We start from the raw sequence: 14,065 nt of genomic DNA, 5'->3' as shown, positions 1-14,065 counted from the left end.
CGCGCCCAGAAGCCTTCGTAATCCTGCTCGGCTTCGGCGGCCAGCGCGCGGTAGACCGGCATGCCGGAAATGGTCGCGCGCTCGCGCGTGTCGGCCGTCGGTTCGAAGATTCGGCGCTCGTGCAGGATCGATACGAGGGCAGTCAAGATGGTCTCCATGGAAAGCGTTGGGTGTCGCATGACCGTTGAAACGCAACTTGCATGCCAATTGCGTGGGTCTTCGGCCGGAAAGGCGGGTGTGCACGGTGGCGCGCGGTTCCCGATAATTGATCTGCATTGCAGAGCAATGAAAGACGGAACGATCGGCGTTCTTGTCAGCGTGAACGTTGCGTCGAAATGCAGCAGGGTGTGTTGCAGGCGTCAACACGACGCACGACGCGCGACGCGCGGCGTGCGCGCCGTGGGACTGAGGCCGCGCTATGGGATGAACGACCGCAGCACGTCGAGCGCGTCGGACGTACGAAGGCGCGTGAGCGCCGACGCCTCGATCTGCCGCACGCGTTCGGCGGACAGGTTCATCTGCCGGCCAATGTCGCGGAGCGAACAGCCTTCGTCCGCGTGCAGCCCGTAGCGCAGCCGAAGCACCATCGCCTCGCGCGGCGGCAGCCGGTCGATCGCGGCAGCGATCGTGTTGCGCAACTGGGTGGCGCCGGCTGCGTCCTCGGGCGACGGCGACGACAGATCCGGCGCGACGTCGGCGAACGTCATGTCGCCTTCCGGCGAAACCGGCAGGTCCGCCGACACCGGTTCCTTCACGATCGCCATCAGATCGCGCACCTTGTCGACCGGCTCGCCCATGTGGACGGCCAGTTCGGCAGGCGTCGCGGCCGTGCCCGCGCGTTGCCGATGCTCACGTGCGAGCCGCGTCAGCTTGTTCAGCGCGTCGACCGTATGCGTCGGCACGCGGATCGTGCGGCCGAGGTCGGCGAGCGCATGCGTGATCGCCTGCCGGATCCACTAGGTCGCGTAGGTCGAGAATCGGAAGCCGCGCCGGTAGTCGTAGCGCTCGATGGCCTTCAACAGGCCGATGTTGCCTTCCTGGATCAGGTCCGCGAACGGCAGCCCGCGATCGGGATAGCGCTTCGCGATCGACACGACGAGCCGCAGGTTCGCGTCGAACAAGCCCGCTTTCGCCGGCTGCATCGCGCGTTCGATCGCGCCGAGCCGGGCGTCGAGCGACGCGGTCGCGCCGGGCGGCAGTTCCGACGACGGGGCATCGCGCACGATCGCGACGCGTGCGTCGACGAATTCGGCCGCGCGTCGCGTCAGTGTCGGCGCGCAGGCCGGATGCGCGGCAATGCACGACGCGAGCCAGCCGGCGTGATCGTCGTGGTCCGTCTGCGCGAACGAGGGCGGGACGCCCACGTCGGCCAACAATCGTGTCAGCCGGCCGCGCAGCGCGCGGTGCCGGCGCGCGCGGCTGCGTAACGGTTCGCTCATTCGTTCGAGTGTGCGAGCGGACAGACACAGCGTGCCGAGCAGCGCGGCGGCGTCGCGTACGTGCATGCGATACGCGGCAGACGCGGTGCCACCCGAGGCCAGCGCGGCACGAATGCCGTCCGCGAATGCGTCGATGCGGGCGAGCCGTGCCAGTACCGCGTCGCGCCAGGCCGAATCCTCCGATGGCGCCTCGTCGTCGCGCCCGGGCTCGCCGACGGCGGCAGGCGAGGCGCCTGCATCGGCGCTATTGGACGGTCGAGCGTCGCGCGTGGCGTCGGCGAGGAAGATCACATAGGTCGATGCGGCGGCTCGGCATTCGACGATCTCGGTACGAATCGACACGAGCGCGTCGAGCGCATCGGGATCCCCGCACAGCACCGCGACCGACGCCGCGCGGCCGCGCTCGATGCGCTGCGCATATGCGAATTCCTCATCGCGGGTGAGGAGCGGCGTCGTGCCCATCTCGCGCAGGTACAGCCGGGACCGGATCGGTCGTGCGCGGCGCGAGCAGGTCGGCGGCGGCGAGCGTGCCGGCGCCGTCGACCCACGCACGGGCGGGCGGCGCCGGCCGGAAGTAGCGGTCGAGCGTCCAGCCGCTCGCGGCATCGGCGCTGTCTGACACCGCGATGCCGAGTTCGGCGAGCACGGCGGCGGCCGCATCGATGCGGCTCTCGCTCGCATCGTCGTCGGGCAGCGCGTCGATGATGTCGCCGCGCGTGACGAAGCCGCGCGACAGGCCGGTCGCGATCAGCGCGTGCAGATGCGCGACCGCGTGCGGCGGCGCGCCGTCGTCGCTGCCGGCCGCCGGCGCCGGTGCGTGTCGCACCGGCAGCCCGTCGCGCGACGCGTCACGCGCGCTTCGCATACACGTTGCACCAGCCGTCCGCCGCGACCAGCTTGCCGGCGAACATCGGACACGTGCCGGCGGTGTCCGCCGCTTCACCCTTGTAGAAGCGGCAATTTGCACAGCGCTGGCCGGCCTGGTATTTCGGGAACTGCGCGGCGTCCACGCTGGACGCATGCGCGCGATAGCCGAGCGTCTTCGCGGCGGGGTCGTTCTCGTCGACGAGGGGCGGCGCCGCGCATGCGGTGCGTGCGGCGGCGAGCGTCGCGCACAGGCCGATGGCGTTGATGATGAAGGTTCTGCGGGAGGTCGGGTACGTCACGGTCGTTTCCTGTTGAAGATGAAATCGTGGGGAAGGGCGCGGCCCGCATCGCGTGGCGAAGCCGCTTGCCCTGTGTTACTGGCTCGCGTCCTTGTGCGCGGCGGGCCCGGCGACGAGCGGCGCGGTCGACGCGTGAGCGGTATCGGCCGTCAACTTGTTCTTGCTGGCGGCATAGCCGTTCGACGCGAGCAGGAAGGCCATCAGGTCCGCGTATTCTTCGTCCTTCAACTTGCCCGGCTGGTCCGCCGGCATGTTGGTCGCCATGTAGCCGAACACGCCGCCGATCGTCAGGTGCGAATGCGACAGCGGCGCGAACGATGGGCCGCTCAACGCGGGCGCGGTGTTGCCTTCGAGATCGGCGCCGTGGCACTTGGCGCACGCATTGCCGTAGATTTCCTTGCCGTGGGCGACCTGGGCCGCGTCGAAGGACGGCGCGGCGTCACCGGTGCTCGCGCCGACGCGGATGAAGCCGCCGCCGGCCGGCGCGTTGCGCGCGCGCAGCAGGCTACCGGGCACGCGGCCTGCGCTCGCCGTCGCGCCGTCGAGGAAACGAGACGGCATGCGCGACTCGTGCGCCTCGAGCGCGCTGCCGGGCAGCGTCCACTTGCGGGTCAATGCGGCGAGCCGGCCGTTGTTCTTCATTTGCGTGAGTGCCGCGTCGATACGTTGCTGCAACTCGGCCGAGCGCGGCGCGAATGCAAACGTGAGCTGCCATTCTGCATACGGCGACGACGTCGCGCCGATGCGGAACGCCTGTTTCGGATGGGCGGCCTGATACGCGACGACTGCCGGATACCAGACGATCGCGCGATGCGCGCGGCCGCGCGCGACCGCGTCGACCGTTTGCTCGGACGTGTTCTCGAGATCGAAGCGCGCGTTCTTCTGCTGAACTGCGATCAATTGCGCGGGGCTCGCGTAGGTCGCCGCAACGATTTCGCGGCCGGTGGCCGGCGCGCCGGCATCGCGGCGCGTGACGCTTACGTAGCCCGAGCGCAGGTAGCCCTGCGAGAACAGCAGTTTCGTATCGGATGCGTCGGCGATGGCCGAGCGCGGAAAACCGGCGAGCACGTCGCAGTCGTGTTCGAGGATGCCGGCGAGCTCATGCGCGGACACGCCGTCGTCGTCGTTGCCGCCCGCGTCATGCCCGGAGAAGCTCGCGGCGATGCCGGCCGTGCGGAACACGTCGCGAGCGACGGCCTTGTCGAGCGCGGCCGTCGGCGTGCCCGGCAGCGAGCAGACGCGCACCGCCGTCGCGGCCGTGGAGAGCGCCGGTGTCAGCGCCGTGCCTGCCGCGAGCGCACAGGCCACGGCGAGGCGGGAAAGTCGGATGTTCATGATCGTACGCTCGGTTGAACAGGCGAAAGGGAGGGGCGCCCGCGCCGGCGGCGCGGACGCAAAACGGTTGGCCGGGTGTCGATCAGCCGCGGTCGAGGGCGAACACGTACAGCGTGCCGCCGCGCGGCACGTCGTCCGCCGCCTTGGCCATCGGGCCGCCCCAGATCGGATTCGCGCCGCCGTAGCCGGCGAGTACCGCTACGTACTCCTTGCCGTCGACTTCAAAGACGGATGGCTGCGCGATGATCCCGCTCGCGAGCTTCGGGCTCTCCCACAGCACCTTGCCGGTGGCGACGTCGAACGCGTACAGGTGGCCGTCGAGCGAGCCGCTGAACGCGAGGCCGCTCGCGGTCGTCGCGACGCCGCCGTTCCACGGCAGCTTGCTCCAGTGGCTCCATACCTTCTTGCCGGTGTTCACGTCGATCGCCTGGAGTTCGCCGTAGCCTTCGCTGCCCGGCTCGGGCTTGATCTCGAAGCCTTCGCCGAGATACGGCAGCCCTTCCATGTAGTTGACCGACTTGCCCGACAAGCTCATGCACGCATGCAGTGCCGGCACGATCGCGAGATGGCGCACGGGGTCGTACGACACCGACCACCAGTTCTTGCCGCCGAGGAAGCTCGGGCACGTGTCGATCGTCGTGCCGACCTTCGGATACTTCGCGGGATCCTGGATCGGCGCGCCGTCTTCCGTGTAGCCGGTCACCGACGTCGCCTTCACGAACGGCTCCGCATAGATCAGCTTGCCGGTGTCGCGATCGATCGCATGGAAGTAGCCGTTGCGGTCCGCGTGGATGATCGCGTCGTGCTCCTTGCCTTTGTACTTGATCGTCGCAAGCACGGGGGTGTTGACGCCGTCATAGTCCCAGGTGTCGTGCTTCGTGTACTGGTAGTGCCACTTGAGGTCGCCGTTCTTCGGATCCAGTGCGAGCAGCGAATCGGAGTACAGGTTGTCGCCCGGGCGCAGGTCGGCAAGCCACGGCCCCGGGTTGCCGACGCCCCAGTACAGCGTGCGCGTCGCCGCGTCGTAGGTGCCGGTCAGCCAGGCCGGTGCGCCGCCGTGCGCCTGCATGCCGTCGGGCCAGGTGTCAGCGTGCTTCTCGCCCTGGCCGGGAATGGTGAAGCGTTTCCACAGCAGCGTGCCGTCGTTCGGGCTGAGCGCCGCGATGAAGCCGCGTGCGCCGTATTCGCCGCCCGAGCTGCCGACGACGATCGCGCCGTCGAGCGCGAGCGGCGCGAGCGAGAACGCATAACCGAGCCCCGGCTCGAACATCTGCTTCTTCCACACGAGCGCGCCGGTCTGTGCATCCAGCGCGGCCACCTCGCCGCTCAGCATCGCGACGTAGACGTTCTTGCCGTACAGCGCGACGCCGCGGTTCACGACGTCGCAGCAGGCCGTCTTGAATGATTCGGCGCCGAGTTTCGGTTCGTATTTCCACAATTGCGTGCCGGTGGCCGCGTCGAACGCGTACACGTTGTCCTTCGGCGTGGTCACGAACAGGTAGCGGCCGTTGACGATCGGCGTGGCTTCGAAGCCCTGCTTCAGCTCGGCCGGAAACTTGTAGCTCCACGCTTGCGTGAGCTGCTTCACGTTCGACGCGTCGATCTGCTTGAGCGGCGAATGCGCCTGGCCGTTGTACGTGCGGTAGTAGGTGAGCCAGCCCGGATCGCGTTGCGCATCCGTGAGCCGCTGGTACGTGACGGCCGGATAATCCGCGGCAGCGTCCACCAGGCCGGGATTCAGGGCGATCGCGGCCGCCGCCGCGATTCCGATCGTTGCCAGTCGGCTCGTCGAAGCCGAGAGTTTTTTCATGGTTGTCTCCAGAGTCATTGTGGTCGCACCGCGGCCAACACATGGCCGGGCCGGCAGGGTGGGGATCCGGGGCCAGTGCGCAGCCAATCACGCAAATCGCATGCCATTGAGGCGCGCGCCCTGTCGCGCAAGGCGGAGCGGCCGATCGTGCGCGCCGCGACGACGTGCGCGGCGTGGCGCGGATGATCCGCGTGTGTTGCGTTCGGGGACAGCCGCGGGTCGAGTGTTGCGAAACATGACAGTGCGGTGCGCGGCCGCAGGCGTCGCCTCGTTGATCCAAATTGACACAGGCGCAACAGGGGTGGCACGAACTGCAACAGGTGCGCGGTTGCGTAGCGATGCGTGGCGGCTTCGATCGGCGGCCGGCCGGGTGTTGTGCGGATCGGCATGCTTCTTGCCGTTCGACACGGGAATGATTCCGCGCAACGAGAGACCGCCATGCATGTCCCGATTTCGTCCGATGCTGCTCGCGGGTGCGAGCGCCGCCGCGTGGTCGCGCTCGCATACGGCGTCGCGCCCGCCGGCCCGTACGCGGCGACGATGGAGATGCCGCAGGCCGCGCGAGCCCGCGAACCGTTGCCAGCCGTCGCGATAACGGTATTCGCCGTTCATGCGGTCATCGTGGTCGCCCTCTGGCACGCATGGGTATCCGATGGACGCCCGACGCTGCCGCGCGCACTCGCCGTCGAGGTGGACGCGAGCGAATTCGCGCGGGCGGCAGAGCCGGGTGTGCATCGTCGGGGGGATGCCGCGACGCAGGTTCCTCACGCGGCTATGCCGTCGCATTCGAGCCGACAAACAGCCGTGCATCGAGAGGCTCGGCCGAGTGTGGCCGCAACGCGTCAGGCCGATCATGCAGGTCCTTCGCACAAGCCAGCCGCCGCCATCGCGGCGGCGCAGCCGGACAGTGAACGTGGGCGAACCGTGCCGGGGCAGGAATCGGCTCAGCCTGCCGCTGAAAATGCAGCGGCGGATACCGCGACGGATGCCGCGCATGCGATGCCGGGCGCGCGGTCGTCTACCGAACCCAAACCAGAACCCGTCACCGCACCGCGCTTCGCGGCGGCGTACCTGCGCAACCCGGCGCCCGACTATCCGGACGTCGCACAGCGGCGCGGCTGGGAAGGCACCACGTTCCTGAACGTGCATGTGCTCGCGAACGGCCGGCCCGATCAGGTGCGGCTGTCGGCGAGCAGCGGACACGACGCGCTCGACGACGCGGCCGTCGCGGCGGTCATGGACTGGCGTTTCGTGCCGGCGAAGCGCGGCACGGAATCGATCGACGGCTGGGTCAGGGTGCCGGTCGTGTTCAAACTCGGAAACTAAGGAATCCGTCATGTCAGATTACATTCACTACGCGGTCGCGGGCGCGTTTGCACTCCTCGCGATGCTGTCGGCGATCACCTGGACGCTGATCGTCGTCAAGGCGACGCTGTATGCACGCGTCGCGCTCGCCAACCGCCGTTTTGCCGCGCGCCGCGGCGATCGCCCGGCGCTGTCGATGCCGACGGACGACGATGCGGCCGCCAGCCTGAACGCGCATCTGCAAGGTGCCGTGTGCATCGCATTGCGCGATCTCGACGCACCCGAGCCGCACGCACCTGCGGCGCTGGTCGCGTGGGATCGCCGCGATCTGCTCGAACGCACGGTCGCACGCGAGATCCGGCGCGCGCAGCGGTCGCTCGAGCGCGGGCTTACCGTGCTCGCATCGATCGCGAACGTCGCGCCGTTCGTCGGGCTGTTCGGCACCGTGTTCGGCATCGTCCATACGTTGCAGTCGATGACGGCGTCGGCCACGAACGGCATCGATGCGATCGCGGGGCCGATCGGCCAGGCGCTGGTCGCGACCGGCATCGGCATCGGCGTCGCGATTCCGGCCGTGCTGGCGTACAACCTGTTCCTGCGGCGGGTCAAGACCGTGACGGCCGGGCTCGACGAGTTCGGGCAGGACCTGATCGCGCTGGCCGAGCAGCGGCGGTTCAGGATCGACGCGCCGGTGCATGCCGCGCTTCCGGCCGCGAGCAACGCAAGCGCCGTGCGTCGGGCGGCCGTATGAGGACGGATAACCGCGAAGCCGACGCGGGCGAACCGCTCGGCGAGATCAACGTGACGCCGCTCGTCGACGTCGTCCTCGTGTTGCTGGTGATCTTCATGGTCGCCGCCCCGCTGATGACGCATGCGATCCGCATCGACCTGCCGAAGACGGCCGCCCCGGCGCGCGACATGCGTGCATCGACCGTCACCGTGACCGTCGACGCGCACGGCGCGGTCCGTATCGACGGTGCGCAGGTCAAGGCAGCCGAGGTCGAAGCCGTGCTGGCACGCCGCGTCGCGCGCGACCCGTGGACGAGCGTCAGCCTGCACGCGGACCGCAACGAGTCGTTCGGCACCGTGGCCGGTGTCATCGCGTCGATCGGGCGCGCGCGTGTCGCGCATGTGGCGATCGCGACGTCGGACGGCGATGCCGGTACGGCACGGTGAGGTGATCGACGTCAGCCGAGTCGCCACCGACATATCGGTACGGACAACGATATAACGACGATCAGACAAGAAAAGAGGAGACGTGGAGATGAAGGAAACGGATGGGGCGAAGCGCCGCTTCGTCGCCCGGCGCGCGGGCGTCACGCTGTGCTTCGGCGGCATGCTTGGCGGCTGGCTGACGTCGGCGTCGGCGCAGGTCGAACCGGCAGGCAATGTCGATGCGCCGACGCTCGCGCCGATCGTCGTCGTCGGCACGACGCCGCTGCTCGGGATCGGCACGCCGCTGTCGCGCGTGCCGGCCAACGTCCAGACGATTCGCGGCGAGGACATCGCGCGTCAGCACGGCAGCGTACTGACCGACTACTTCGAGAAGAACGTGTCGAGCGTCGATATCAACGAGGCGCAGGGCAATCCATACCAGACCGACGTGAACTACCGCGGCTTCACGGCATCGCCGGTCGTCGGCACGCCGCAGGGGCTGTCGGTGTTCGTCGACGGCGTGCGCGTGAACGAGCCGTTCGGCGACGTCGTGAACTGGGATCTCATCCCGCAGGCGGCGATCGACACGATGCAGTTGATTCCCGGCTCGAATCCGACCTACGGGCTCAACACGCTCGGCGGCGCGCTCGCGATCACGACGAAGAACGGCAAGACGAGCCCGGGCGGTACCGCACAGGTGTCGGTCGGCTCGTGGGGCCGCAAGACCGCGCAGATCGAGCAGGGCGGGCGCATCGGCGGCAACCTCGATTACTACGTGACGGGCAACGTTGCGAACGACAACGGCTGGGCCGATCACAATGCGAGCCGCGTGCGGCAGGGATTCGGCAAGCTGCGCTACACCGACGCCGATACGGCGCTGTCGATCTCGGCCGGCGGCGCGGACAATGCGCTGCAAGGCTCGCAGACGATTCCGCGCTCGTTTCTCGACAATCGCGCGCAGGCCTACACCTATCCAGACCTGAATCGCAACAGCGCCGCGTACGTCACCGTGTCGGGCGACCATTCTTTCGGCGATCACGTGCAGCTCAGCGGCAACGCCTATTACCGGCATTACCGCAACACCAACACCAGCAGCAACGTGAACGACGATTTCGGCAGCATCGACGGCAGCGGCGCCACCGACACCGTGCAGGCGACCAACGACCGCTCGGTGATCACGACCGACAGCTACGGCGCGAACCTGCAGCTGACGCTGCTCGGCAAGCTCGCGGGCCTGGACAACCAGTTCGTCGTGGGCGCGTCCGCCGATCTCGCTAACTCGGGCTTCGAGCAGTCGTCGCAGGATGCGATGTTTACGGATACGCGTGCGACGGTCGGCATCGGCGACTTCACCCGGAAGACGCACGCGAAGACGCGCAACGCCAGCTACGGCGTCTACTTCGACGACACGCTGGCGCTGACGCGGCAATGGTCGCTGACGCTGGCCGGCCGCTTCAACTGGTCGCGCGCGGCGATCGAGGACGCGAGCGGCCTGCAGCCGTTGCTCACCGCGCGTCATACGTTCTCGCGGTTCAATCCGGCCGTCGGCGTGACGTGGAATCCGGTGCCCGGCTTCACCGCATATGCGACGTACAACGAAGGAATGCGCTCGCCGACCGCGATCGAGCTCGCATGCGCCGATCCGGCCGCGCCGTGTTCCTTGCCGAACGACTTTCTCGCCGACCCGGCGCTGAAGCCGGTGATCGCGAAGACGATCGAGTTGGGCGCGCGCGGCCGAAGCGGTGAGGCGACGACGTGGAGCGCGGCCGTCTACAGCACGACGCTCGACGACGACATCCAGTTCGTCAGCAGCAACGGGGGCGCGAGCACGCTCGGCTATTTCCAGAACGTCGGCAAGACGCGCCGGCAAGGCTTCGAGCTGGCGGGCCATACGCGGCTGGGGCCGGTCGGGATCGGTGTCAGCTACAGCTATGTCGACGCCACCTACCGCTCGACGTGGACCGAAAGCAGCGCGAGCAATTCGAGCGCCAATGCGCAAGGCAACATCGTCGTTCGCTCCGGCGACCGCATTCCCGGGATTCCGTCGAGCACCGTGAAGCTGAGGCTCGACTATGCGGCGACGCCGAAGTGGAACGTCGGCACCAACATCACGTATCGCAGCGGGGTGTTCGCGCGCGGCGACGAGAACAACCAGGACGTGAACGGGAAAGTGCCCGGCTATGTCCTGATCGACCTCGACACGACGTGGCAGGTGACGAAGCGCCTGCAGCTGTTCGCGTCGATCACCAACCTGCTCGACAAGCGCTACGCGAGCTTCGGGATGCTCGGCCGGAATTTCTTCAACGGTCCGAATCATTCGTTCGACGGGCTCAACGCCGTCAACGAGCAGTTCGTCGGACCGGGCGCGCCGCGCGGCGCGTGGGTGGGCGCGCGCTATGCGTGGGACTGAACGGGCGGCTCGGCGTGTTGCGGTGCGTCCGCTGCCGTGACGGCGAGCATCTGGCGAACCGCGCGAGCGACGCTACGCGCAAGGGCGTCGTCGCTCATGAGATGCCCGGCCGGCACGCGCTCGACGACGGCCGCCGGCACCGCGCGCGCGAGCCGATCGACGTTGTCGACCGGGCACACGCGGTCGCGCGTGCCGTGCACGGCATGCAGCGGCACGCCGGCCTGCGCGGCCCGCCGCGCCAGCGCCAGCAACCGGCGCTCGCCGAGCCAGCAGTCGCGTTGCAGGTAGTGCGCCTGGATCCGGTATTTGTCGATCAGCCGGTCGATGGCGGGTTGCGTCGGCCGCGCGCCGCGCGCCGGCCGCCCGGTCAGGACCGCATCCTCATACGCGTTCCATGCGAGCGCGACTGCACGCTGCCGCGCCGCACCGGCGCCCGGCTGGAGACGCCGCGCGCAGCAGGCGATCAGGCGATCGGCGCGCGCTGTGCCGGCGGCGGCAGTCAGGCGCTGCCAGGCCCGTGGCGCCCGTGCGCGCGTGCCGACGAACAGGCCGCGCACTTCGCGAGACGACGTCAGAAACAACCCGCGCAGCACGACGCCCGTCACGCGCGACGGATGCCGTCCCGCGTAGGCGAGCGCGAGCGCCGCGCCCCACGAACCGCCGACGACGCACCAGCGCGCGATGCCGAGCCGTGCACGCAGCGCGTCGAGATCGCCGATCAGACGCATCGTGTTGTTGTGACGCAGGCCGCCGCGCGGCGTCGATGCGCCCGCGCCGCGCTGGTCAACCAGCACGACGCGCATGCGTGCCAGGTCGAACAGGCCGAGCACCGCCGGTCGGCTCCCGCTGCCGGGGCCGCCGTGCAGCACGACGACCGGATCGCCGTGCGGGTTGCCGAATTCGGTCCACGCGATCCGGCATGCGTCGCGGGACAGGGCAGGTCGGGGCAGTCGCTGCGTCATGTCGTGTCGCAAAGAGGATGACGGGTCAACGCCGTAACGGGTGGATCCGGGAGAACCCGACAACAGGCCGGGGCTTGACTCACGTCAAAGCCAGAATCGCGCCAGCGACCACGATCGGGATCGATCGGGTAGCGGCGGCCGGCGGAATCGCGATATTGCGTCCCGGCGCGTCGCCTGCACCGCATGCAATCGACGTTGCTTTCATTTTGATTTCGGTGGGCGTCGAGCGATGATGCACGGCGCCCGACGCCAGCGCTGCCGACAGCGTGGCCCGAAGTTTGCTTGATCCAGCACAAAGTCCGGCACCGACCGGAAGGATCCCCGGAGGAGACAATGCGCGATGACGTTCATCCGACGGCCAACGCACGGGCTACGCATGCGCCCGGCTGGCCGACGCCGACGATCCAGAAGTCCCATGAGCGGTCCGAGACGTTCGGCCTGCAGGCGTCTGCACGTCCCGACTACGACCTGCTGTCCGGCGCCGCGCTGGCGCTCAAGCGCGAGCAGAACCGCGTGCTGTGCGTGCATGCGATGCCCGTGATGGAGACGCTGCACGAGCAGATCGTCAATACGCAGAGCATGATCGTGCTGACCGATGCGGAAGGGCTGATCCTGCATTCGATCGGCGACGACGACTTTTTGCGGCGCGCCGAACGGGTCGCGCTGCGCCCCGGCGCGAACTGGGCGGAGAGCCGGCAGGGCACCAACGCGATCGGCACCGCGCTCGCCGAGCTGTGCCCGATGGTCGTGCACGGCGACCAGCACTTCCTGGCCGCGAATCATTTCCTGACCTGCTCGAGCGTGCCGATCCTCGACCCGTACGGCGACGCGATCGGCGTGCTCGACGTGACGGGCGATCATCGCAGCTATCACCAGCACACGATGGCGCTCGCGAAGATGTCGGTGCAGATGATCGAGAACCACCTGTTCACGACGACGTTCCAGGAAACGCTGCAGGTGTCGTTTCACGGCCGCCCCGAATTCCTCGGAACGTTGATGGAAGGGATCGTCGCGTTCACCGCGGACGGCCGCTTCCTGTCGGCGAATCGCAGCGCGCAGTTCCAGCTCGGGATGCCGCTCGCCGCGCTGCGCGCACATACGCTCGCGTCGCTGTTCGACGTGACGAGCGCGCAGCTGATCGACCGGATGCGCGCGAGCACCGAGCAGCACGTGTCGTTGAACCTCGGCAACGGCGCGGTGGTCTGCGCGCGCGTGCAGTTCCGGCGCGCATTGCGGGCCGAGGGCAGCCGGCCCGCCGAAGTGCACGACGGCGCCGCGTCGGCCGCGCGGCCGCCAGCCGCGCAGGGCGCGGCGAGCCTGTCGCGGCTGAGCTATCTCGACACCGGCGATCCGCAGGTGGCGGCGGTGATCGCGAAGGTCTGCAAGGTCATCGGCAAGGACATTCCGGTGCTGATCACCGGCGAGACGGGCACCGGCAAGGAGTTGCTCGCGCAGGCGATCCACAACGACTCGCCCCGCCGCGACGGGCCGTTCGTCGCGGTCAACTGCGCGTCGATACCGGAGACGCTGATCGAATCCGAGCTGTTCGGCTACGAGGAGGGCGCGTTTACCGGCGCGCGCCGCAAGGGCGCGACCGGCAAGCTGCTGCAGGCCAACGGCGGCACGCTGTTTCTCGACGAAATCGGCGACATGCCGTATCCGCTGCAGGTGCGGCTGCTGCGCGTGCTGCAGGAGCGCGTCGTCAACCCGCTCGGCTCGACGAAGGCGATCGGCGTCGACATCGCGATCATCTGCGCGACGCACCGCGACCTGCGCGACATGATCGCGCAGAACCGCTTTCGCGAAGACCTGTACTACCGGCTCAACGGCCTCGTCGTGCGCCTGCCGCCGCTGCGCGACCGCACGGACCTCGCGGTGGTCGTCCAGAAGATGCTGCAACGGGAGACGTTGTCGGGGCCCGGGCGCCGGCCGTTGAGCGTCGCGCCCGACGTGATGGCGCTGTTCGAGCGCTGCGCGTGGCCGGGCAACTTCCGGCAGCTCGCGAACCTGCTGCGCACGGCGGCCGCGATGGTCGACGACGACTGCGAGATTCGCTGCGAGCATTTGCCGGACGATTTCTTCGACGACGTGCGGTGCGACGGCGGCCCGGCGGCGCAGGAGACCTGTGCGCCTGCGCCGCTCGCATCGGAAGCGCCGGCGTTCGCGACCACGGCCTGCGATGCGCGGCTGCAGGACGTGGCCGCCTCCGCGATCGCGGCCGCGCTCGCGCGTCACGGCGGCAACGTGTCGGCCGCCGCACGCGCGCTCGGCGTATCGCGCAACACGATCTACCGCAAGATGCCGCCCGCCGGACCGGATGCGCTGGAGCGGGACGAACCGTGACGCAAGCCGCGACTGTCACACCGGTGTGTCAGGTTGCAACACCCGGTGTTCAAGGATTCAACACTTGCTCAACCGGCCGTGCGTCACATGAGCCGTCGCCAGACGGTTTCTGAAATCTTTACGTTTGCAAATCGTAAAAA

9 protein-coding genes and 1 pseudogene are annotated in these 14,065 nt (G+C 68.7%); 5 read left to right on the top strand and 5 right to left on the bottom strand.

What is annotated here, in order from left to right:
• Positions 1-416: 416 nt before the first annotated feature.
• From WS49_RS13830 to WS49_RS13815, 4 genes and pseudogenes are all read right to left on the bottom strand, one after another.
• Positions 417-2,304 (bottom strand): annotated as a pseudogene (locus WS49_RS13830) (sigma-70 family RNA polymerase sigma factor).
• Positions 2,288-2,605: a high-potential iron-sulfur protein gene (locus tag WS49_RS13825; protein WP_059510566.1), complete on the bottom strand. Its 318-nt coding sequence runs from the start codon at positions 2,603-2,605 to the stop codon at positions 2,288-2,290. Before WS49_RS13825 ends, WS49_RS13830 begins: the two are co-directional and overlap by 17 nt.
• A 75-nt stretch (positions 2,606-2,680) precedes the next feature.
• On the bottom strand, positions 2,681-3,940 hold the full coding sequence (locus tag WS49_RS13820) for a c-type cytochrome (protein WP_059529223.1): 1,260 nt from the start codon (positions 3,938-3,940) through the stop codon (positions 2,681-2,683).
• Between the two features lie 82 nt (positions 3,941-4,022).
• The gene (locus WS49_RS13815; protein ID WP_059529219.1) at positions 4,023-5,750 is read right to left on the bottom strand and encodes a methanol/ethanol family PQQ-dependent dehydrogenase; all 1,728 of its coding nucleotides are present in this window, start codon (positions 5,748-5,750) and stop codon (positions 4,023-4,025) included.
• 540 nt (positions 5,751-6,290) lie between these two features.
• Between WS49_RS13815 and WS49_RS36065 the strand changes: the two genes are divergently transcribed.
• The 4 genes from WS49_RS36065 to WS49_RS13795 all read left to right on the top strand — a co-directional run bounded on the left by WS49_RS36065 (position 6,291) and on the right by WS49_RS13795 (position 10,620).
• Positions 6,291-7,076, top strand: a complete 786-nt coding sequence (locus tag WS49_RS36065) for an energy transducer TonB (protein WP_082725517.1) — start codon at positions 6,291-6,293, stop codon at positions 7,074-7,076.
• A 10-nt stretch (positions 7,077-7,086) separates the two neighbouring features.
• Positions 7,087-7,806, top strand: coding sequence for a MotA/TolQ/ExbB proton channel family protein (locus WS49_RS13805; RefSeq protein WP_059529213.1), 720 nt, complete (start codon positions 7,087-7,089; stop codon positions 7,804-7,806).
• The gene (locus WS49_RS13800; RefSeq protein WP_059529210.1) at positions 7,803-8,231 is read left to right on the top strand and encodes an ExbD/TolR family protein; all 429 of its coding nucleotides are present in this window, start codon (positions 7,803-7,805) and stop codon (positions 8,229-8,231) included. Before WS49_RS13805 ends, WS49_RS13800 begins: the two co-directional genes overlap by 4 nt.
• 88 nt (positions 8,232-8,319) lie before the next feature.
• Positions 8,320-10,620, top strand: coding sequence for a TonB-dependent receptor (locus tag WS49_RS13795; RefSeq protein WP_059529207.1), 2,301 nt, complete (start codon positions 8,320-8,322; stop codon positions 10,618-10,620).
• Here WS49_RS13795 and WS49_RS13790 read toward each other — a convergent pair.
• The gene (locus WS49_RS13790; protein ID WP_059529203.1) at positions 10,605-11,582 is read right to left on the bottom strand and encodes an alpha/beta fold hydrolase; all 978 of its coding nucleotides are present in this window, start codon (positions 11,580-11,582) and stop codon (positions 10,605-10,607) included. The two genes, WS49_RS13795 and WS49_RS13790, sit on opposite strands and share 16 nt — an antisense overlap.
• Before the next feature lie 333 nt (positions 11,583-11,915).
• Here WS49_RS13790 and WS49_RS13785 point away from each other — a divergent pair, with 333 nt between their 5' ends.
• Entirely contained in the window at positions 11,916-13,925 is a 2,010-nt protein-coding gene (locus WS49_RS13785) for a sigma-54-dependent Fis family transcriptional regulator (protein WP_059529200.1), read from the top strand.
• The last annotated feature ends 140 nt before the right edge of the window (positions 13,926-14,065 follow it).

This window comes from Burkholderia sp. RF7-non_BP4 (genome assembly GCF_001521935.1).
Classification (GTDB): Bacteria; Pseudomonadota; Gammaproteobacteria; order Burkholderiales; family Burkholderiaceae; genus Burkholderia; species Burkholderia diffusa.
This window is presented reverse-complemented; position numbering and strand designations above follow the sequence as displayed.